The sequence below is a fragment of the Janthinobacterium svalbardense genome, from assembly GCF_002327145.1.
GTDB lineage: Bacteria > Pseudomonadota > Gammaproteobacteria > Burkholderiales > Burkholderiaceae_D > Janthinobacterium > Janthinobacterium tructae.
This window is the reverse complement of sequence record NZ_CP023422.1, coordinates 2,463,762-2,483,569: the sequence shown is the minus strand read 5'-3', so window position 1 is coordinate 2,483,569 and position 19,808 is coordinate 2,463,762. Positions and strand designations below refer to the sequence as shown.

At 60.9% G+C, this 19,808-nt stretch carries 17 protein-coding genes, 5 tRNA genes and 1 pseudogene; 8 read left to right on the top strand and 15 right to left on the bottom strand.

All coding sequences use genetic code 11. The annotated features are described in order from the left end of the window. Window positions 1-267 precede the first annotated feature (267 nt). From CNX70_RS11140 to CNX70_RS11110, 7 genes are all read right to left on the bottom strand, one after another. A tRNA-Ala gene (locus tag CNX70_RS11140) sits at window positions 268-343 on the bottom strand. A 49-nt stretch (window positions 344-392) separates the two neighbouring features. Further along, window positions 393-468: transfer RNA gene (locus CNX70_RS11135), tRNA-Glu, on the bottom strand. Between the two features lie 37 nt (window positions 469-505). Continuing rightward, window positions 506-581: transfer RNA gene (locus CNX70_RS11130), tRNA-Ala, on the bottom strand. A 134-nt stretch (window positions 582-715) separates the two neighbouring features. Continuing rightward, window positions 716-791 (bottom strand) — tRNA-Glu (locus CNX70_RS11125). A 67-nt stretch (window positions 792-858) separates the two neighbouring features. After that, window positions 859-934 (bottom strand) — tRNA-Ala (locus tag CNX70_RS11120). Window positions 935-1,058: 124 nt separating this feature from the next. Then, the gene (gene gltX, locus CNX70_RS11115; protein ID WP_096234735.1) at window positions 1,059-2,465 is read right to left on the bottom strand and encodes a glutamate--tRNA ligase; all 1,407 of its coding nucleotides are present in this window, start codon (window positions 2,463-2,465) and stop codon (window positions 1,059-1,061) included. Between the two features lie 70 nt (window positions 2,466-2,535). Then, entirely contained in the window at window positions 2,536-3,447 is a 912-nt protein-coding gene (locus tag CNX70_RS11110; protein WP_096234734.1) for a LysR family transcriptional regulator, read from the bottom strand. Between the two features lie 100 nt (window positions 3,448-3,547). Here CNX70_RS11110 and lysA point away from each other — a divergent pair, with 100 nt between their 5' ends. Then, window positions 3,548-4,786: a diaminopimelate decarboxylase gene (gene lysA / locus CNX70_RS11105; RefSeq protein WP_096234733.1), complete on the top strand. Its 1,239-nt coding sequence runs from the start codon at window positions 3,548-3,550 to the stop codon at window positions 4,784-4,786. Between the two features lie 63 nt (window positions 4,787-4,849). Next, entirely contained in the window at window positions 4,850-6,415 is a 1,566-nt protein-coding gene (locus CNX70_RS11100) for a phospholipase D family protein (RefSeq protein ID WP_096234732.1), read from the top strand. Between the two features lie 77 nt (window positions 6,416-6,492). Here the strand turns inward: CNX70_RS11100 and CNX70_RS11095 are convergent, their stop codons facing one another. From CNX70_RS11095 to apbC, 4 genes are all read right to left on the bottom strand, one after another. After that, window positions 6,493-7,749, bottom strand: coding sequence for an IS4 family transposase (locus CNX70_RS11095; RefSeq protein ID WP_096233692.1), 1,257 nt, complete (start codon window positions 7,747-7,749; stop codon window positions 6,493-6,495). A 213-nt stretch (window positions 7,750-7,962) separates the two neighbouring features. Then, window positions 7,963-9,639, bottom strand: a complete 1,677-nt coding sequence (locus CNX70_RS11090) for an alkaline phosphatase family protein (protein WP_244199113.1) — start codon at window positions 9,637-9,639, stop codon at window positions 7,963-7,965. A 138-nt stretch (window positions 9,640-9,777) separates the two neighbouring features. After that, window positions 9,778-10,185: a DUF4399 domain-containing protein gene (locus tag CNX70_RS11085; RefSeq protein ID WP_096234731.1), complete on the bottom strand. Its 408-nt coding sequence runs from the start codon at window positions 10,183-10,185 to the stop codon at window positions 9,778-9,780. 136 nt (window positions 10,186-10,321) lie between these two features. Further along, window positions 10,322-11,410 carry an iron-sulfur cluster carrier protein ApbC gene (apbC, locus tag CNX70_RS11080; protein ID WP_096234730.1) on the bottom strand — a complete coding sequence of 363 codons (1,089 nt, stop codon included), beginning with the start codon at window positions 11,408-11,410 and terminating at the stop codon, window positions 10,322-10,324. 160 nt (window positions 11,411-11,570) lie between these two features. Between apbC and metG the strand changes: the two genes are divergently transcribed. From metG to panC, 5 genes are all read left to right on the top strand, one after another. Further along, complete coding sequence (metG, locus tag CNX70_RS11075) at window positions 11,571-13,730, top strand: methionine--tRNA ligase (RefSeq protein ID WP_096234729.1); 2,160 nt, start codon at window positions 11,571-11,573, stop codon at window positions 13,728-13,730. Between the two features lie 19 nt (window positions 13,731-13,749). Further along, window positions 13,750-14,229 (top strand): GNAT family N-acetyltransferase, encoded by a 480-nt coding sequence (locus CNX70_RS11070; protein WP_096238395.1) that lies wholly within the window; start codon window positions 13,750-13,752, stop codon window positions 14,227-14,229. A gap of 120 nt (window positions 14,230-14,349) precedes the next feature. Continuing rightward, window positions 14,350-14,559, top strand: coding sequence for a DUF3460 family protein (locus tag CNX70_RS11065; RefSeq protein ID WP_034778041.1), 210 nt, complete (start codon window positions 14,350-14,352; stop codon window positions 14,557-14,559). A 17-nt stretch (window positions 14,560-14,576) separates the two neighbouring features. Continuing rightward, window positions 14,577-15,509, top strand: a complete 933-nt coding sequence (locus CNX70_RS11060; RefSeq protein ID WP_096234728.1) for a segregation and condensation protein A — start codon at window positions 14,577-14,579, stop codon at window positions 15,507-15,509. A gap of 54 nt (window positions 15,510-15,563) precedes the next feature. Next, complete coding sequence (gene panC, locus CNX70_RS11055; RefSeq protein ID WP_096234727.1) at window positions 15,564-16,403, top strand: pantoate--beta-alanine ligase; 840 nt, start codon at window positions 15,564-15,566, stop codon at window positions 16,401-16,403. Between the two features lie 42 nt (window positions 16,404-16,445). On the opposite strand, the gene CNX70_RS11050 is transcribed toward panC, so the two are convergent. Then, window positions 16,446-16,901: a hypothetical protein gene (locus CNX70_RS11050; RefSeq protein WP_157750982.1), complete on the bottom strand. Its 456-nt coding sequence runs from the start codon at window positions 16,899-16,901 to the stop codon at window positions 16,446-16,448. Window positions 16,902-17,212: 311 nt separating this feature from the next. Between CNX70_RS11050 and CNX70_RS11045 the strand changes: the two are divergent. Beyond that, window positions 17,213-17,338: pseudogene (locus CNX70_RS11045) on the top strand (3-ketoacyl-ACP reductase); the annotation flags it as partial. Window positions 17,339-17,412: 74 nt separating this feature from the next. Here CNX70_RS11045 and cheY read toward each other — a convergent pair. The 3 genes from cheY to cheD all read right to left on the bottom strand — a co-directional run bounded on the left by cheY (window position 17,413) and on the right by cheD (window position 19,804). Then, a complete protein-coding gene (gene cheY / locus CNX70_RS11040; RefSeq protein WP_010396677.1) occupies window positions 17,413-17,811 on the bottom strand; it encodes a chemotaxis response regulator CheY in 399 nt (132 codons plus the stop codon). Between the two features lie 147 nt (window positions 17,812-17,958). After that, window positions 17,959-19,029: a protein-glutamate methylesterase/protein-glutamine glutaminase gene (locus CNX70_RS11035; RefSeq protein ID WP_071078256.1), complete on the bottom strand. Its 1,071-nt coding sequence runs from the start codon at window positions 19,027-19,029 to the stop codon at window positions 17,959-17,961. Between the two features lie 166 nt (window positions 19,030-19,195). Further along, on the bottom strand, window positions 19,196-19,804 hold the full coding sequence (cheD, locus tag CNX70_RS11030) for a chemoreceptor glutamine deamidase CheD (RefSeq protein ID WP_071078257.1): 609 nt from the start codon (window positions 19,802-19,804) through the stop codon (window positions 19,196-19,198). Window positions 19,805-19,808: the final 4 nt, after the last annotated feature.

Here is a 19,808-nt window from a genome sequence, read left to right as displayed (position 1 = left end):
CATGCCGCGCGCAAGCAACAAGGAAAGCAGAAAGTAATGGCGAAAAAAAGCCGCTCTAGGCGACTTTGATTTATTCACTACCCGTTTCTGCGCTGTTGGTGGAGGTCAGCGGGAGCTAACCGCTGACCTCTTGCATGCCATGCAAGCGTGCTAACAGCTTAGCCATATTCCCCCGAGGGGCATGGCGAGAAGTGTCTCGGAAATAAAAAAAGCCGCTCGAGGCGACTTTGATTTATTTACTGCTTTACCTACCTGTTTCTGCGCTATTGGTGGAGGTAAGCGGGATCGAACCGCTGACCTCTTGCATGCCATGCAAGCGCTCTCCCAGCTGAGCTATACCCCCCGGGCGCAGAAACACTGCTACTTCTCACTACCAAAACACCAGACTGAACTGGCGTCCCCAAGGGGATTCGAACCCCTGTACTCACCGTGAAAGGGTGATGTCCTAGGCCTCTAGACGATGGGGACCACGGAACTACAGTTTGCTGCTTTACTTCTGCGCTGTTGGTGGAGGTAAGCGGGATCGAACCGCTGACCTCTTGCATGCCATGCAAGCGCTCTCCCAGCTGAGCTATACCCCCCGGGCGCAGAAATAATAAAAGCCGCACTTGGCGACTTTGTTCCACTACTTGCTTTCCATCCAGAACCTGTTTTTTACGGGCCTGAACTTACAACAATCAGTACAAACAACTGCCACTACTATACCACAACTACCTGGCGTCCCCAAGGGGATTCGAACCCCTGTACTCACCGTGAAAGGGTGATGTCCTAGGCCTCTAGACGATGGGGACCGCGGAACTTCCAAACAACATCTGCACCACTTCAACGACTAACAAAACCTGACTGCGATTTTGCTGCTGGTGGAGGTAAGCGGGATCGAACCGCTGACCTCTTGCATGCCATGCAAGCGCTCTCCCAGCTGAGCTATACCCCCGTTGGTGCAGAAACAAGAGTATAGCAAAGAAGTTTCACTCTGCAAATACCCTTTTTCGTCTATGAGCAACTTTTCATAGGGGCGGTTTCCGCACACTGTTTTTACACATATTTCTACGCGTCGATTACAGCCACTTTGCCAGGCGCGCCAGCACGGTCTCGCGGCCGAACATCACCACCACCTGATCGATGGCCGGCGTCTGCAACTGACCCGTCAAAATCAGGCGCAAGGGCATGGCCAGCAGCGGCATCTTGATGGTGTTGGCCGCCAGCACTTCCTTGATCATGGCGGCCACGGCTTCCTTGCTCCACTCCACCGTGGCGATGCGCTCGGCAAACTGCGCCAGCACGGGCTTGATGGCATCCGTGATGTGCTGCGTTACCAACTCTGCTTCCGGTTGCGGCGCGCGGAAGAACAGCATCGAGGCGGCCGCCAGTTCATTGACCGTGTTGGCACGCTCTTTCATCATGCCCAGCACTTGTGCCAGGTCCGGCGCACCTTCGAAGACGGCGCCGACGGCGACCATTTGCGGACGCGCCAGGTCGGCCAGGCGGGTGTTGTCGGCCTGCTTGATATAGTGGTTGTTCAGCCAGGCCAGTTTTTCATTGTTGAACTGGGCCGCCGATTTCGACAGGTGGTTCAGGTTGAACCACTCGCAGAACTGCTCGGTCGAGAACACTTCATCGTCGCCATGGCTCCAGCCCAGGCGCGCCAGGTAGTTCAGCATCGCTTCCGGCAGGAAGCCCTGCGCCGGGTAATCCATCACACTGACGGCGCCGTGGCGCTTCGACAGCTTCTCGCCATCCGCACCCAAAATCATCGGCAGATGGCCATACAGCGGCAGCGGTGCGCCGATGGCGCGCAGGATGTTGATCTGGCGCGGGGTATTGTTGACATGGTCGTCGCCGCGGATCACGTGCGTGATCTGCATGTCCCAGTCATCGACGGCCACGCAGAAGTTATACGTCGGCGTGCCGTCAGGACGGGCGATCACCAGGTCGTCCAGCTCACGGTTGGAAATCGTGATGGTGCCCTTGACGACATCGTCCCACGTCACGTCGCCATCGAGCGGGTTCTTGAAGCGCACGACGGGCTTGCGGTCGGCAGGGATAGCCGGCAGGGTCTTGCCCGGCTCCGGGCGCCAGGTGCCATCGTAACGGGGCTTTTCGCCGGCGGCGCGCATGCGCTCGCGCATCGCTTCGACTTCTTCCGGCGAGGAATAGCAATGGTAAGCCGTACCCTCTGCCAGCATCTGCGCCACCACTTCGCGGTAGCGGTCCATGCGGGCCATCTGGTAGAACGGGCCTTCGTCGTGGTCCAGGCCCAGCCACTTCATGCCTTCGATGATGGCTTGCACGGCTTCCGGCGTGGAGCGCTCCACGTCCGTGTCTTCGATGCGCAGCACGAAGGTGCCGCCGAAGTGGCGGGCATACGCCCAGCTGTATAAAGCGGTGCGGGCGCCGCCCAGGTGCAGATAGCCGGTCGGGCTGGGAGCGAAACGGGTACGGACGGGAGTAGCGGTTGTGGTCATCGAGGTAATCAGGCTTGAATAAGTAAAACGCCATTTTACTCTGTTGACCGCCGCCGCTCCACAAGCGCCGTCACAGCTGCAGCAAGCGCCTTTTTACTTCCTCCGCCTGGGCATGCAGCGCCTGTTCGAACAGGGCGACCAGTTGCGACAGGGGGCGGTGCAAAGGCTTCACGAGATTCACCGTGAACGGCAAGGATACGGCGAAGCGGCGGATCTGCAAGCCCTGCCCCGCGTAGTCCAGCGCCGTGAGCGGATTGACGATGGCCAGCCCCACGCCTTCGCGCACCATGGCGCAGACGGAAGCGGCGCTGTGCGTGTCGAGCGCCATGCGCCGCTCCACACCGGCCTGCGCGAAGATGGCGTCGATCTGCTGGCGGTAGGGATCGACGGCGGCCAGGCTGATGAAAGGCTGGCCCGCGAAGTCCGCCGGCTGCAGCACCGCCTTGGACGCCAGTGCATGACCGTCGGGCAGCACGCACACCTCGTCGACGGACATCAGGGTATCGAGTGCGGTCCCCGGCGGCGCATTGCCCACTTCCGTCAGGCCGATATCGTGGCGCTGCGCCGACAGCCACTCTTCCAGCAGCGGCGACTCCTGCGGCGTGATGCTGATGCTCACCTTGGGAAAGTCGGCCACGAAGCGCTTGCACGCCTGCGGCAGCAGCGACTGGGAAAACACGGGCAGGCAGGCGATCGACAGCTGCCCCTGATCGAACTGGCGCAAGGCCGCCGCCGTACTGACGATGCGCTCCAGGCCGAAATACGCGCGCTGCACTTCCTCGAACAGCTGCAGCGCCTGCGCCGTCGGGCGCAGCCGCCCCCGCTCGCGCTCGAACAAGGTCAAACCCGTCAAGTGTTCGAGGCGCGCCAGCTCGCGGCTGACGGTGGGCTGTGACGTGTGCAGCATGGCGGCGGCGGCCGTCACGCTGCCCGTCGTCATGATGGCGCGAAAGACCTCGATATGGCGCAGGGAGATAGTCATGCTCATATCATAAATGAATAAGGTAGGCCTAAATAGATATTTTATAGTCGAAGCACATTCGGCCATCATGCAGTCATTCCCACTCCCCCGAAAGCACACGATGCAGCCCGTCAACGATCAGACCCTCGCCCAACTCGCCCAGGAACACGGCACGCCCCTGTGGGTGTATGACGCGGCCACCATCCGCGCGCGCGTGGCGCAACTGGCGCAGTTCGACACCGTGCGCTTCGCGCAGAAGGCCAATTCGAACATCCATCTGCTCACCCTGATGCGCGAGGCGGGCGTGCACGTGGACGCCGTCTCGCTGGGCGAGATCGAGCGCGCGCTGCAGGCAGGCTTTACGCCAGCGCAAACGCATGGCGCCGCCGGCCTGGTATTCACCTGCGACCTGTTCGACCGCGCCACCCTGGCGCGCGTGGCGGCGGCCAAGATCGAAGTCAATTGCGGCTCCGTCGACATGCTGCGCCAGCTGGGCCCCGTGTCGCCCGGCCACCGCGTCTGGCTGCGCATCAATCCCGGTTATGGCCATGGCCACAGCAACAAGACCAATACGGGCGGAGAAAACAGCAAGCACGGTATCTGGCACGCAGAACTGCCAGAGGCGCTGGCCGTCATCCGCGCGCATGGCCTGCACCTGGTGGGCCTGCACATGCACATCGGCTCGGGCGTCGACTACAGCCACCTGGAAACCGTCTGCGGCACCATGGTCGACCTGGTAAAAAACATGGGCCACGACATCGAAGCCATTTCCACGGGCGGCGGCCTGTCCGTGCCCTACCGCGAAGGCGAGCAGCCGGTCGACACGGACCACTACTTCCAGCTGTGGGATGCGGCGCGCAAGCAGATCGAAGCGCACCTGGGCCATCCCGTGCACCTGGAAATCGAACCGGGCCGCTTCCTGGTGGCCGACGCGGGCTTGCTGGTGGCCGAAGTGCGCGCCACCAAGCAAATGGGCGGCAACCATTTCACCTTGTTAGATACGGGCTTCAATGAACTGATGCGCCCCGCCATGTACGGCAGCTACCATGAAATGTCGGTCATCGCGCACGACGGCCGAGCACTGGACACACAACACGCCACCGTGGTCGGCGGTCCCCTGTGCGAATCGGGCGACGTGTTTACCCAGCGCGATGGCGGCGTGGTGGAAACCCGCTTGTTGCCCGCAGCGCAGGTGGGCGACTACGTGGTGTTCGAAGGCGCGGGCGCGTATGGCGCGTCGATGTCGTCGAACTACAACAGCCGCCCGCATGCGGCCGAATACCTGGTCGATGGGGCGCAATCCCGTTTGATCCGCCGCCGCCAGACGGTGGCCGAGCTGATCGCGCTGGAACAACTCTAAAACCGCGCCCGCGTGCGGGCATGCGCATCTGCTAACATCGGGGCAATTCGATGAAAGCCTGCCATGCCCGCCCAAGCACTTCCCTTCCGCAGCACCGCCCGGCTGCTGCTGTACCTGCTGCTGTCCACCGTCATTGCCGGCTGCGCTTCACTGCCTTCGCTGGAAGGACGCAGCGCGTCGACCGTCATGGCCGACACCCAGCACACCCAGTTGGCCACGGCCATCGCGCCCATGGTGGCGCAGCATCCCGGCGTGTCCGGCATTTATCCGCTGGTCGACGGGCGCGACGCCTTTGCCGCGCGCGCGCTGCTGGCCGCCGCCGCCCAGCGCAGCCTGGATGTGCAGTACTACATCTGGCACAAAGACATCACCGGCACCCTGCTGTTCGACGCCCTGCGCCAGGCGGCCGAACGGGGCGTGCGCGTGCGCCTGCTGCTCGACGATAACAACACGGCGGGCCTGGACCAGACCCTGAGCATGCTGGGCAAGCAGCAGCATCTGGAAATCCGCCTGTTCAATCCCTTCGTGCCCCGCGCGCCGCGCGCGCTGGCCTTTGCCACCGATTTTTCACGCCTCAACCGGCGCATGCACAATAAATCGTTCACGGCCGATAACCAGGCCACCATCGTCGGCGGGCGCAATGTGGGCGATGAATATTTTGGCGCGGCCGGCGACGTGCTGTTTGCCGACCTTGACGTGCTGGCCGTCGGCCCCGTCGTCGACGAGGTCTCGCAGGATTTCGACCGCTACTGGAACAGCGCCTCGGCCTACCCGGCCAGCCTGCTGCTGACCAGCCCCGTCGAGGGCGACGCGGCCACCATCGCCGCCGAGGCGGACCGCATCGACGACACCAGGGCGGCCGAGGAATACGTACAGGCACTGCGCACCTCGCCCTTCGTCAAGCAGATGATGGAACGCACCCTGCCCTTCGAATGGGCGCGCACGCGCATGGTCAGCGACGACCCGGCCAAGGTGCTGGACAAGGCCCGGCCCGGCACGGGCGTGGCGGAAAACCTGCAAAACCTGCTGGGCGTGCCGGAAAAGGAAGTCGACCTGGTGTCGCCGTATTTCGTGCCCGGCAAAGCCGGCACCCAGGCCTTTGCCGACCTGGCAAAAAAAGGCGTGGGCGTGCGCATCCTGACGAATGCGCTGGAAGCGACCGATGTGGCGGCCGTGCATGCGGGCTATGCAAAATGGCGCAAACCGCTGCTGGAAGCGGGCGTGCTGCTGTATGAATCGCGCCGCTCGTGGCAACGGGGCGACGCGCGCGCGCAGCCTGGCCACCTGGGCAGCTCCGCATCGAGCCTGCATGCGAAGACCTTTGCCGTTGATGACCGGCGCATCTTTGTGGGCTCGTTCAACTTCGACCCGCGCTCGATCGAGTTGAACACGGAAATGGGCCTCGTCATCGACAGCCCCGCGCTGGCCAGCCAGCTGGGCCTGGCCATGCGCACCACCATTCCGCAACGCGCCTACCAGGTGCTGCTAGGCGACGACGGCGCGCTGTACTGGATCGCCCGCGACGCCAGCGGCGGCGCCACGCGCTACGACACGGAGCCCGGCACCAGCGTGTGGAAGCGCATGGGGGTGGCGATTCTGTCGCTGCTGCCGATAGACTGGCTGTTGTAGTACCTTTTTAACGGCCAACCCACCGACAAACTCTGGGGTCGGACCCCAATCCACCCAAGTTAAGCAACAGGCTGCCATCAAGCAGCCTTGTAGGCCATGTATTTATGGGGCTTGTAGGCGTTGGTTTGCCGTGACCTTGATTGTCCTGGGCGATGTAGAAACGTTCGCTTGGCGATCAGAGCCAGCGCGTCGGCAAGCAAGTGTGCTGCCGCCAGCCCAAGCAGCAACGATGGCAAGAGCGGCTTGAGTACCGAATGGACATAGGCGCGGTTGATGCGTCTGTCCGTCGGCAATGCATCTTGCTGGCCGGCGGCACAGCTCGCCAACGCCTGCAGGTTATCGCATATTACCTTGGCGGCCAGATCCTGCATCAGGGCCTGCTGTGACAGTCCCGTCACGTGCTCCAGATGGAGGCGGTGTTTGATGCGCTTGAAGGCTTCCTCAATGCGCCAGCGTTGGTGGTAGAGGTCTCCGAACAATGCGGCAGGGAATTGTTCAACGTCCAGTAAATTGGTCATCAGAACACGCACCTTGCCGGTCGAGGCAACGTGGCGTATCAGGCGCACGGTCTGCGGTTCAGCGGGACATTCATAGTCAAGCGCATCGCGCCGATCCGGCGCCCGCAGCGTGACGATCTGCTCCTGCAGCCCCGACTTCAGAAACTGATTGACGCAGGGAAAGCCTCCGCCGCGGGCCTGCTCGACACGCATGCAGAAGGCAATGCGGCGCTGGTTCAACACGGCGGGCATCCAGTAACATGGATAGCCTCGGTCCAGCAACAGCAGATCTTCCTTGCCAAGCTGGTCGAGCTGTTCGAACAGCATCTGGCGTTCGCCGACGTCGGTACTGTATAGCGAGGCCGAGAGCATCAATTCGGCACCGGGCAGAAACAAGCCAAACACCAGTTGATCGGCCACGGCGGCGCGTTTGACATGGCTGGCGCGCAAGCCAAAGCGAACGGTCGAGGCGTCAGCGGCGACCAGCCTGAAACCGTGCCAGCGCGGCAGGTAGCCATGCTGCTGTGCTTGTGCAATGAGCCAGTCGTTAAGCTCTGGGATGGCCGTGGTAGCAAGTTTTGAGCGTGCCTGAGCGAAAGCCTGGGCGCTCACCTGGTGCGTCAGTTGCGCCTGCTGTTGCAGATGGCCAAAGAATTCATCAAGTTCGGTTTGCACGCTCTTGCGCATGCCGGTGAGCATGAGCGCCACCAAGGATGGCAGCGGCAGTTTGCGGCGACGTTGAAACGCCATCGGATGATCAGGATGGCGGGCGCTAAGCCGAAACTGGTCGGATTGAAGATGGTCGGAGAAATCGGACAGCAAGGAAGCGAGCGACATGAAGGGCCAATGAAGATCAAAAGACCTTCATTGGCCGCCGCCTTGCCGCTGTCGAAAAAAGAGAGGTCAGCAAGGCGGCGGCCGCGCAAAGCCAGTGCCACGTCAAGCACTATTTCATTGAATTGCCAGCAATTGCGCGGGCTTGCTCCTTAACTTGGGTGGATTGGGTCGGACCCTGAGGGTCCGACCCCGGCTTTTCGCACTGGGGTTCTTTTACCGCACCGCTTCCGTCAAAATCCGCCCTTCCGACGCGGACGGCTGGCGTATGCGCAGCAGATGGGCCAGCGTTGGCGCGATGTCGACCACTTCCGCATACTGGCCATACGCGCCCGGTTTAATCCAGCGGGGGCCGAAGACCATCAGCGGCACGTTCGTGTCATACGTGTACGGCGTGCCGTGCGAGGTGCCACCAGCGCCCTTGCCAAAGTACCAGGCCGGCTTTGTGACGACCATCAGGTCACCCGACAGCTGGCGGTTCCAGGCACGGCGCATCAGCGTGTCCATGCGCGTGGCGACGGCGCCCGTTTCCATCTGCGTGCGCGTGTAGACCTGCGCCAGGCCGTCCTGCTGCAGCAGGAAGCGGGCCGCCGCGTCTTCCAGCGCGACGCGATGGACGCCGCCCTTTTCCGCCAGCGCGTAATCGAGGTAGATATTCGGCAGCGACGACGTCGTCACCAGTTTATCGATGCCCAGGGTCGTTGCCAGGTGCTGGTTCAAGCCATCGACCAGTTTGGCGCCATCGATGCGCTTGGCGGAGAAGCCCCGCGTTTCAGCAAATTCCGGCACGTTGGCAAAGCCATGGTCGGCCGTCAGCACCACCAGCACGTTGTCCATGCCGACTTTTTTATCCAGGTCGGCAAAGAAGCCCGCCAGCATGCGGTCCAGTCGCTGCAGGTGGTCGTGCGACATCCTGCTTTCCGGGCCGTAGGCATGGTTCACATAGTCGTGCGCGGACAGGCTCACGCCGAGGATATCGGGCACGCCGGCCGGGTTGCGGCCCAGGTTTTCGCCATCGACGGCGGCGCGCGCAAATTCCAGGGTCAGCTCATCGAGGAAGGGACCGGACTTCAAGCGGCTGTAGTACTCGCCATCGAGCTTGCCGCTGTCGCTGTAATAGGCAAACGGGAAGGTGTTGCGCGTGCCCGGCTTGGCCGGCACGATGTCCTCGCGCGCATCGTTGGCGTAGGCGCTGTCGGCCAGCAAAGGCGTCCAGCTCTTGCCATAGTAGCGGTCCTGCGGTCTGGCGGCCTGGTAGCGCTGCACCCATTGCGGATGCTGCTGCATGTAATAAGTGCTGCTGGCGAAGTTGCCCGTCTTTTCCATGTACATATAGGCCGTGCCCGTTTTCCCGGCCAGCAGGATGGCGCCGCGGTCCTTGCCCGACACCGTGACGACCTTGGCCTTGTCGCCCGTGGCATAGCGCAGTTCGTCGCCCAGGGTGCTGACGCGCAGCCTGGTCGGCGCGGTGCCGTCGTCGGGCTGTGTTGCTTCGCCGATGTAGTGGAAATTGCCATCCTCGGTGCAGTACACGGATTTTTTCGTGACGGGATCGATCCAGTTATTGCCGATCACGCCATGCTGGTACGGGTAAGCGCCCGACAGCACGGCCGAGTGCCCGATGGCGGTCACCGTGATGCCATGCGCCTGGTGCGCATCGCTGAACCACGCACCCTGCTCCAGCAGGCGGCGGAAACCACCCTGGCCGAACTGGTCGCGGTAGCGCGTCACCTGTTCCTGCGGCAAGCCGTCCACTACCAGCACGACCACCAGCTTCGGCTGCGCCGCAGCATTGGGAACTGCCTTGGCCGCATGCGCCTGGCACGCCGCCACGCCAGCGACCAGCAGCAGCGCCTGCGCCAGTTGCCGGGAAAGGGAGAAATTCTTGCTCATATGCACTCATCCAAAGTTAGGCCATCGGGCAGCATACGCAAACTATATGACACAATAATGACAAGAGGCAACAATATAAAAAAGGCCAGGATCCATCGCTGGAACCCGGCCTTTGCCGACATGAATCAATGTGCGCGATTACTTGACCGTCACCTTGATGCTTTTGCTCAACTCCGGCCCATACGACTGGTGTGCGCCGTTGGCGAACTGCATGGTCAAGGTGTACTGGCCCGGCGGCAAGGTGACGTCCGTTTCCGTTTGCGCTTTGCCGAAATGCAAATGTTTTTCGTCCATGGGGATCATTTCGCCCGCCTTCAGCGGCCCCATATTGATGAGCAAATGATGGTGGCCCGTCTTGGCCGTCATGTCGCCGGCCGGCTTGACGTCCATGCCACTGACGGCGAACTTGACCTTGAACGGACTGGTCACCGTCGCGCCATCAACAGGCTCGACAAATGATACGGATTGGGCAAAGGCGCTGGCGGCCAGCAGGCTGCCGGCAATCAGGACTGCGGCTTGGCGCAGGAATACAGTGTTCAGGTGCATGATGTCTCCTCTTGTTTAATAACAACACGGACTGCATGAAACCATATTACTGACGACCATGGCGCAGGATTGTTAACCCATGAAGGACCGGGGTCGAACCCTGAGGGTTCGACCCCGGTCTCTGCCTTGGGTTAAATCAGTCGTTTTTAATAACAATACTCGGGAACTTGCTGGTCATATCCTTCGCCTTTTCCGCCACCTTGATGGCGATGGTACGGGCGATCTGCTTGTAGATCGCGGCGACGGGGCCATCGGGCTCGGCCACGACGGTGGGCGTGCCCGAATCCGTCTGCTGGCGAATCGCCATGGTCAGCGGCAAGGCGCCGAGGAATTCCACGCCAAAGTCGGCGCACATCTTCGCGCCGCCGCCGGCACCGAAGATTTCTTCCGCATGGCCGCAGTTCGAGCAGATATGCGTGCTCATGTTTTCCACCACACCGAGGATCGGGATGCCGACTTTCTCGAACATTTTGAGACCCTTGCGCGCGTCCAGCAGCGCGATGTCCTGCGGCGTCGTGACGATGACGGCGCCCGTGACGGGCACTTTCTGCGACAGGGTCAATTGAATGTCGCCCGTGCCTGGCGGCATGTCGACGATCAAATAGTCAAGGTCGCGCCAGTTGGTCTGGTCCAGCAGTTGCTGCAAGGCTTGCGTGACCATCGGGCCGCGCCACACCATCGGCTCGTCCGGATCGATCATGAAGCCGATCGACGACACTTGCAGGCCGTGGTTTTCCATCGGCTCCATGCTCTTGCCGTCGAGCGTCTTCGGCTGGCCGCTGATGCCCAGCATCATCGGTTGCGACGGGCCATAGATATCGGCGTCGAGCATGCCGACGCTGGCGCCTTCGGCAGCCAGGGCCAGGGCCAGGTTGACAGCCGTGGTCGATTTACCCACGCCGCCCTTGCCGGAAGCGACGGCAATGATGTTTTTCACATTGCTCATCGGCTTCAAGCCGCGCTGCACCGTGTGCGAAATGATTTTCGACGAGACGCCCACGCTGACGTTGCCCACGCCCGGCAGCACGCGCAAGGCGGCCAGCACGGACTTGCGGATCAGGTCGATCTGGCTTTTGGCGGGATAGCCCAGCTCGATGTCGAGGGAAATATCATTGCCATCGACCTTCAGATTCTTGACGGTTTTGCTGGAAACGAAATCTTTATGTGTATTTGGATCAATAACCTGGGCCAGAGCGGCCTTGACGTCTTCTACTGTGATGCTCATGTAAATCTCCGTGTGTACTACATATGTGCAATACGCGCAGTCTAGCGCAAATTTGCATGGCGCGATGGCGGCAAAAGCATCACTTGCCAGCGCTGCATCTGCTCATATTGCCTTTCCGCTGTTAAAATGCCCTATTATCCATCCCAAAAGTGCATCAATCATGACTCGCAAGCTGTTCGTCACCACTGCCCTGCCTTACGCAAACGCCGCTTTTCACATTGGCCACATCATGGAATACATCCAGGCTGATATCTGGGTCCGGTTCCAGCGAATGCAACGCGATGGCGCAGCCGGCCGTGAAGTGCACTTTGTGGGCGCCGACGATACGCATGGCACGCCCATCATGATCGCCGCCGAAAAAGAAGGCATCACGCCGCAGCAATTCGTCGCCAACATCGCCGCCGGCCGCGCCCAGTACCTCGATGGCTTCCATATCGCCTTCGATAACTGGTATTCGACCGACTCGCCGGAAAACGTCGACCTGTCGCAATCGATCTACCGCAAGCTGCGCGATACGGGCCTGATCGTCACGAAAACCGTCGACCGCTTCTTCGATCCGGTCAAGGGCATGTTCCTGGCCGACCGCAACATCAAGGGCGAATGCCCGAAATGCGGCGCCAAGAACCAGTACGGCGACAATTGCGAAGTGTGCGGCGCGGCCTACCAGCCGACCGACCTGGTCAATCCGTTCTCGGTGTTCACCAATGCGACGCCCGTGATGAAGCCGTCGGAACAGTATTTCTTCAAGCTGTCCGACCCGCGCTGCTTCGAATTCCTCAAGGATTGGCTGAATACGCCAGGCCGCTTGCAGCCGGAGATGGTCAACAAGGTCAGCGAATGGCTGGGCGAAGCGGGCGAAAAGCTGGCTGACTGGGATATTTCGCGCGACGCACCCTACTTCGGCATCCCGATTCCCGATGCGCCGGGCAAGTTCTTCTATGTGTGGATGGATGCGCCCGTCGGTTACCTGGCCAGCCTGAAAAACTATTGCGACAAGAAAGGCATCGATTTCGACGCCTTCCTGAATGACCCGTCGACGGAACAGATCCACTTCATCGGCAAGGATATCGTCTCCTTCCATTTGCTGTTCTGGCCCGCCATGCTGAAGTTCGCCAATCACCCGGTGATCGACAAACTGAAAGTCAACGTCCACGGCTTCCTGACGGTCAACAACGAAAAGATGTCGAAGTCGCGCGGCACCGGCATTTCGCCGCTGCGCTACCTGGACCTGGGCATGAACCCGGAATGGCTGCGCTATTACATCGCCTTCAAGCTGAACTCGAAAGTGGAAGACCTGGACTTCAACGGCGAAGATTTTGTCGCCCGCGTAAACAGCGACCTGATCGGCAAATACGTGAACATCGCCAGCCGCTGCGCCGGCTTCATCGCCAAGCGTTTCGACGGCAAGCTGGCGAGCACCCTGTCGGAAGGCGCGCAAAGCTGGATCAACCGCGCGCTGACGGTGGACGTGAATGGCGTCATCGTCGAGCGCCAGGCCAGCATCGCCGCGCACTTCGAGAACCGCGAATTCGGCAAGGCCTTGCGCGAAATCATGGAAATCGCCGACATCACCAACCAGTATGTCGATGAAAACAAGCCGTGGATCCTCGCCAAGGATGCGGAAAAAACAGCCGAGTTGCACGACGTGTGCACCACGGCCCTGATCCTGTTCCGCCAGCTGACTATCTTGTTGTCGCCTGTGCTGCCGGGTGTGGCCAAGAACGTGGCCTCGTTCCTCAACGACGCCGCGTTCAGCTGGGCGGATACGCAAGTGTTCGGCGACGCCGTCGCAAACAGCATGCTGGGCCGTACCATCGGCGCCTACAGCCATTTGATGACACGCATGGATGCAAAGATGATCGAAGCGCTGTTTGACGCGCCGCAAGCAGCCCCCGCCATTGCCGCGCCGGCCGGCGACGCCGCCAACGACGCTGCAGCGCCTGAAGCTGCCACCGCTGCCGCCATCGAAGAACTGGCGCCCGAGATCAAGATCGACGACTTCCTCAAGATCGACCTGCGCATCGCCAAAATCGTCAACTGCGAACTGGTCGAAGGTTCCGACAAGCTGCTGCGCCTGACGCTGGATGCGGGCGAAGGCCGCTTGCGCAATGTCTTCTCGGGCATCCGCTCGGCGTACCAGCCGGAAGAGCTGGTCGGCAAGCTGACGGTACTGGTGGCCAACCTGGCGCCGCGCAAGATGAAGTTCGGCATTTCGGAAGGCATGGTCATGGCTGCGTCCGCCGCCGACGAGAAGACCAATCCGGGCATCTACATCCTGAACCCGTGGCCGGGCGCCGAACCTGGCATGCGCATCCGCTAAGCCCCCACAAGGACCGATGATGAATATCGTGGTGCGCGAAGCAACAAATGCCGATGCACAACTGATGGCCGAACTGACCCGCGCTGCGTGGGCCGGCAAGGTCGCGGCCTCGTCCAGTGGACACCACGAGACGGCACAACAGGTGGAAGCGCAACTGCGCCACGGCGGCGGTTTTCTGTTGCTGATCGACGACATTCCAGCCGGCTCGCTGCGCTGGATGCCGCTCGACAGCGATCCCGCCATCTGGAAGATTTCACGCATGGGCGTGCTGCCCGCGTACCGGGGCAGCCATGTTTCACAACATTTGCTCGAAGCCATCATTCATCACGGCCTGTCGTGCCAGGCCGAGGAATTGCGCCTGGCCGTGCGGCGCGACCAGCGCAAGTTGATCGATTTTTATGCGGCCTTTGAATTCGACCTGGCCGAAGAACTGGAATATTCGCACGCCAACCCCGCCGAACCGGCGCCGATGGTGATGCGGCGCTTGTTGCGTTATTGATGGCGTTATTGATTTTTAGCAATTTCGCCCCCGGACTTGCCGATACCACAACCCGCCAAGCGGTACGGCGCGGTAAAATACGGCCGGCTGACCTTACTTATAAGACACTCAGAAGAGAATATGAAACTGCCTGCAAAACACAACAACTACGTATCCGACCACACCTTGTTCATCGCCGAACTGAAGGCCAAGAATCCTGGCATGGAAGCGGGCCAGCAAGCGGGCCGCGCCCTGCTGTGGGACAAGCCGGCCGTCAGCATCGATGAACAGGAACGCCAGCTGGCATCGGCCGTCAAGCAACAGGCTTACGTTTACCAGAACAAGAACTAAGATCTGGAACCGGCACGATGCTGCCTGAAGAGTCTGTAGTCACGCCGGAAGCCGACGCTTCCGGTGCGGGCGCAGTCATCGAGTCGCCCGAACCCGCCACTGGCGGCGACGGCAGCGGCGACCCTGCAGCATCTGCAACAGCGCTCACGGACGCGGCGCCTGCCGCCGAGCCGCCGGGTGTCGTCCGCCTGTATGGCGAACCGATGCTGCGCATGCCGACGGATTTGTACATCCCGCCGGACGCGCTGGAAATCTTCCTCGAAGCCTTTGAAGGCCCGCTCGACTTGCTGCTCTACCTGATCCGCAAGCAAAACTTCAACATTCTCGATATTCCGATGGCGCAGGTGACCCTGCAATATCTGAAATACGTGGACCAGATCCGCGTGAGCAACCTTGAACTGGCCGCCGAGTATCTGCTGATGGCGGCCATGCTGATCGAGATCAAGTCGCGCATGCTTTTGCCTTCGCGCAAGAGCGACGTCGAGGAAGACGGTGGCGATCCCCGTGCCGAACTGGTGCGCCGCCTGCTCGAATACGAGCAGATCAAGCTGGCCGCCTACGACCTGAACACCATTCCCCAGTTCGAGCGCGATTTCGTGCGCACGCAGATTTTCATCGAGCAAAGCCTGACGCCCACCTGGCCCGACGTGGAGCCGGTGGACTTGCAGCAGGCCTGGCTCGACGTGCTGAAACGCGCCAAGCTGACCCAGCATCACCGCATCAGCCGCCAGGAGCTGTCCGTGCGCGAGCACATGTCGAGCATCCTGCGCCATTTACAGTCGTCGCGCTTCGTCGAGTTCAGCGAGCTGTTCGACATTGCCGGCGGCGTGCCCGTGGTGGTGGTCAATTTCGTGGCCTTGCTGGAACTGGCCAAGGAAACCCTGATCGAAATCACGCAGGCAGAACCGTTTGCCCCCATCTACGTCCGGCTGGCGTATTCGCCCGCCTGATCCCTTCCCTTTGTCACTGACCACCGTACAACGGGGTTTTAGCGAAAGCAATCCATGAAAATTATTTCCGACATCGAAGAATTGCGCGACCAGCTCAGCGGACAGCTGCGCACGGCGTTCGTCCCCACCATGGGCAACCTGCACGAAGGCCATCTGTCGCTGATGCGCCTGGCGCGCAAGCATGGCGACCCTGTCGTCGCCTCGATCTTCGTGAACCGCCTGCAATTCGGCCCGAACGAAGACTTCGAAAAATATCCGCGCACCATGGCGGCCGACGTCGCCAAGCTGGAAAAGGAAGGCGTCTACGTGCTGTTCGCGCCGACGGAAAAGGAACTGTACCCGGAACCGCAGGAATACCGCGTGCGCCCGCCCGATGACCTGGGCAATACCCTGGAAGGGGAATTCCGCCCCGGCTTCTTCGAAGGCGTATGCACCGTCGTCACCAAGCTGTTTTCATGCGTGGGCCCACGAGTGGCCGTGTTCGGCAAGAAGGATTACCAGCAACTGATGATCATCCGCAACATGGCGCGCCAGTTCGCGCTGCCGACGGAAATCATCGCCGCCGAAACGTACCGCGCCGACGATGGCCTGGCTTTGTCCTCGCGCAATATGTACCTGTCGGAAAGCGAACGCGCGGAAGCGCCGGAACTGTACAAGGGACTTAATTTCGTCGCAGAGGAAGTGCGCAAGGGTAACCTCGCCGTGGGTGAACTGGAACGGGCTGCCATGCGGCTGCTGGACGGCCGCGGCTGGAAATCGGACTACATCGCCGTGCGCAAGCGCGCCAACCTGCAAGCGCCGAGCGCCGCCGAACTGGCCGCAGGGGAACCGCTGGTGGTGCTGGCCGCCACCAAGCTGGGCCAGACCCGCTTGATCGACAACCTGGAAATTTAAGCATTGTCACAGCGGGGCCATTCGGCCCCGTTTCTTTATCGACTACTCCATCCCTACCAGCTTGAGCTCGGCAAACAACGGCTTGTTGCGGCCGCGTGCCGCGTGCAACATGTCATAGCTGGCCGCATCGAGCACAATTTCCTCTCCCGCCCACAGCTTGCGCTGGTTCGCAGGCAGCCTGAGGCTGCGCAGGATGGCCCGTGCCTGGGCCGGATCGGCTGCCAGCAGGCGGATGGCGTGTGCATCGCGCTGCGCCCCTGTGCGTAGCGGCAAGCCGCCCTGCGGGCCATGCTGGCTCAGGCTGACATAATCATGGCCACCCACGCGGTGCAGATAGGCATGCCGGCCATCGCCGTCGGCAGGCAACTGTGCGGCCTGCTCCGGCGCCTCGACGACGGCAGGAGCGACAGGGGCGACGCTGGTTTGCTCAAGGCTCACGCCGCAAGCTGCCAGCAAGGCAGTCATCAGGGCAAAGAATAGTACGGGTGCTCGGCGCATGTGGCGCTCCTTCTTGTCGGGGTCGGGGACAGAGGTGGAATAGTGCAGCGATCATGAGCCACTTTAGTTGACGTGTAAAGTTAACTTTGAGAAATATTTAATTCCACGCAGCAATCAGCCACATGGCAGCTTTGGGCCGACGACTGGCGCCGTGACTGATGCAGGAGTGTTGATCTGGATTACACACTACATCGGCGCGGTCATCGCAGCCGACGGCGGCGCCGCCATCGCGGTTCAGACCAACGTGGCCGATGCGGGCGACGTGCAGCGCTGTTCGATGCGTCCGAAGCGGCCGACGTGCTGGTCAACACTTCGCCAAGGAATTGCGCGGCAAGAATATCCCCGTCAACGCCGCCGTCGCCGTCGCCTTCCTGTGCGACCCCGATGGCCGCTGGATCAACGGCCAGACCCTGCGCGCGAATGGCGGCCTGGTATAGGCAAGTTCAGCCGACGAAAAAAAACGCTGCCAGTTCGCACAGGCAGCGTTTTTTTGAAGCGGTTCAAAGCATGATCAGGCGCCGGCTTTTTCCAGCTTCTCGAAAATCTTGTTCAGCTTTTCATCGAGGGTCGCGGCCGTGAACGGCTTGACAACATAACCGCTGGCGCCAGCTTGCGCGGCGGCGATGATGTTTTCTTTTTTCGCTTCGGCCGTCACCATCAGCACGGGCAGCTTGGCCAGTGCGGGATCGGCGCGGATATGCTGCAGCATCGTCAGGCCATCCATATTAGGCATGTTCCAGTCCGAGACGACGAAATCGTAGGATTCCGCGCGCAGCTTGGCCAGGCCCATCACGCCGTCTTCCGCCTCATCGACGTTGGCATAACCCAGTTCCTTCAACAAATTCCGGACAATGCGGCGCATCGTCGAAAAATCGTCAACGACTAAAAATTTCATCTTTGGATCAGCCATGAATAACTCCGTTGTTTCTGTAGCGGTTTGTTAATAATATCGACATGAATGCCGACATTATGGTCGACACTACGGCAGCAAGTTATAGGATAGCATTTTCGTTGCTTTTAGGCGAACAAACTTGCCCCAGATCATACAAAACGTGGCTTACACGCGCAAAGCACGCATGCCATGCGCAGCCAGGTGCCCCAGCACCATGCCGGGCAACGCCGTCAGAGCGCCAACCTCATGCGTAGCACCGATGGCGATCGCCTCGCGCGGCATGCCAAACACCACGCAACTGGCTTCATCCTGCGCAAAATTATACGCTCCTGCGGCCTTCATCTCCAACATGCCTTGTGCGCCATCCTTGCCCATGCCGGTCAGGATCACGCCGACGGCATTTTTACCCGCCGATTGCGCGGCCGAACGGAACAGCACATCGACCGAGGGACGGTGGCGGTTGACCGGTTCACCCTGGTCGATCTTGGTCATGTAGTTGGCGCCGCTGCGCGTCAGGGTCAGGTGCGAATGGCCGGGCGCGATGTAGGCGTGGCCGGGCAGCACCCTTTCGCCGCCGGCCGCTTCCTGCACCGAGATCTTGCACAGCGAATCGAGGCGGCGCGCAAACGAACGCGTAAAGCCTTCCGGCATGTGCTGCGTGATCAGGATGCCGGGGCAATCGGACGGCATCTGCATCAAAAATTCGCGGATCGCTTCCGTGCCGCCGGTGGAGGCGCCCACGATGATCAGCTTTTCGCTCGACGTCAAGGGGCTGCGCAGCGCAGGCAACGGTGCGGCTACCCTGTCGCCCGCCGACGGCAGCGTACGCGCGCGGATGCGCGCCTTCGAGGCGGCGCGGATCTTGTCGGCGATCATGTCGGTGTACTCGCGCATGCCGCTCTGGATGGAAATCTTTGGCTTGGTGACGAAATCGACGGCGCCCAGCTCCAGCGCGCGCATGGTGATTTCCGAACCGCGCTCGGTCAGCGACGACACCATCAGCACCGGCATCGGACGCAAGCGCATCAGTTTTTCCAGGAAGTCGAGACCATCCATCTTCGGCATCTCGACGTCAAGGGTCAGCACGTCGGGGTTGGTCTGCTTGATCATCTCGCGCGCCACCAGCGGATCAGGCGCCGCCCCCACCACTTCCATGTCGGGCTGGCTATTCACGATTTCCGTCATGACGCTGCGAATGAGCGCCGAATCATCCACGATCAATACTTTGATCTTCATAAAATATCCTTCCAAGCCTTGCGGCCCTTATTCTTAATCGGTAAAAACGCCAGACAAAACCGTAGCGAGCGGCAGTGATTTGTGGCTAAGAAGCGCAACCGTGCTGAAGCACGGTGAGCATCGCAGGCCGCAAAGCACGACGCGCAGTAGGTTTGGTCTGGTGTTACTAGAACAGCTCGATCTCGCCACCCACCGGGGCAACCTTGAGACGGCTCGCGTAATCGAGTTCGCGGCGCACCAGGGTGTCGTTGTGCGTCTGCATCAGCTTTTTCACCAGCACCTTGCCGCTACGGGGGAAAAAATACACCTTGCGCGGGTGGATGTCATTCAAGTCCTCGGCCACCACGCGCATCTTTTCCGCCTTCAGGTAATTGATGACAAAGGCCGCATTGCGTTCACCGACGTTGATCGCCGTGAAGCCACGCAGCACGGCGCCGCCGCCAAACACCTTCGCTTCCATGTTCTCGCGCCGCGCGCCCGCCTTCAGCAGATCGTTGATCAATATCTCCATGGCGTAAGTGCCATAGCGCATCGACGCGGAAATCGGGCTATTCGGATCGCTGCCACCGTCGGGCAGCATGAAATGGTTCATGCCGCCCAGGCCCGTGACACGGTCGCGGATGCAGGCCGAGACGCAGGAGCCGAGCACGGTGACGATCAGCATGTCCTTGTTGGTAAAGTAATACTCACCAGGCAAGATCTTGGCGGCGTCACAATTGAACGTCCTGTCGTAATAGACGTTAGTGGCAAATTGCTCTTTGGATTCCAGGCTCATATTT

Excerpts from the sequence above, each read along its gene's own strand:
- gltX (WP_096234735.1), bottom strand. The coding sequence starts at position 2,465 with ATGACCACAACCGCTACTCCCGTCCGTACCCGTTTCGCTCCCAGCCCG.
- CNX70_RS11110 (WP_096234734.1), bottom strand. The coding sequence starts at position 3,447 with ATGACTATCTCCCTGCGCCATATCGAGGTCTTTCGCGCCATCATGACG.
- lysA (WP_096234733.1), top strand. The coding sequence starts at position 3,548 with ATGCAGCCCGTCAACGATCAGACCCTCGCCCAACTCGCCCAGGAACAC.
- CNX70_RS11100 (WP_096234732.1), top strand. The coding sequence starts at position 4,850 with ATGCCCGCCCAAGCACTTCCCTTCCGCAGCACCGCCCGGCTGCTGCTG.
- CNX70_RS11095 (WP_096233692.1), bottom strand. The coding sequence starts at position 7,749 with ATGTCGCTCGCTTCCTTGCTGTCCGATTTCTCCGACCATCTTCAATCC.
- CNX70_RS11090 (WP_244199113.1), bottom strand. The coding sequence starts at position 9,639 with ATGAGCAAGAATTTCTCCCTTTCCCGGCAACTGGCGCAGGCGCTGCTG.
- CNX70_RS11085 (WP_096234731.1), bottom strand. The coding sequence starts at position 10,185 with ATGCACCTGAACACTGTATTCCTGCGCCAAGCCGCAGTCCTGATTGCC.
- apbC (WP_096234730.1), bottom strand. The coding sequence starts at position 11,410 with ATGAGCATCACAGTAGAAGACGTCAAGGCCGCTCTGGCCCAGGTTATT.
- metG (WP_096234729.1), top strand. The coding sequence starts at position 11,571 with ATGACTCGCAAGCTGTTCGTCACCACTGCCCTGCCTTACGCAAACGCC.
- CNX70_RS11070 (WP_096238395.1), top strand. The coding sequence starts at position 13,750 with ATGAATATCGTGGTGCGCGAAGCAACAAATGCCGATGCACAACTGATG.
- CNX70_RS11065 (WP_034778041.1), top strand. The coding sequence starts at position 14,350 with ATGAAACTGCCTGCAAAACACAACAACTACGTATCCGACCACACCTTG.
- CNX70_RS11060 (WP_096234728.1), top strand. The coding sequence starts at position 14,577 with ATGCTGCCTGAAGAGTCTGTAGTCACGCCGGAAGCCGACGCTTCCGGT.
- panC (WP_096234727.1), top strand. The coding sequence starts at position 15,564 with ATGAAAATTATTTCCGACATCGAAGAATTGCGCGACCAGCTCAGCGGA.
- CNX70_RS11050 (WP_157750982.1), bottom strand. The coding sequence starts at position 16,901 with ATGCGCCGAGCACCCGTACTATTCTTTGCCCTGATGACTGCCTTGCTG.
- cheY (WP_010396677.1), bottom strand. The coding sequence starts at position 17,811 with ATGGCTGATCCAAAGATGAAATTTTTAGTCGTTGACGATTTTTCGACG.
- CNX70_RS11035 (WP_071078256.1), bottom strand. The coding sequence starts at position 19,029 with ATGAAGATCAAAGTATTGATCGTGGATGATTCGGCGCTCATTCGCAGC.
- cheD (WP_071078257.1), bottom strand. The coding sequence starts at position 19,804 with ATGAGCCTGGAATCCAAAGAGCAATTTGCCACTAACGTCTATTACGAC.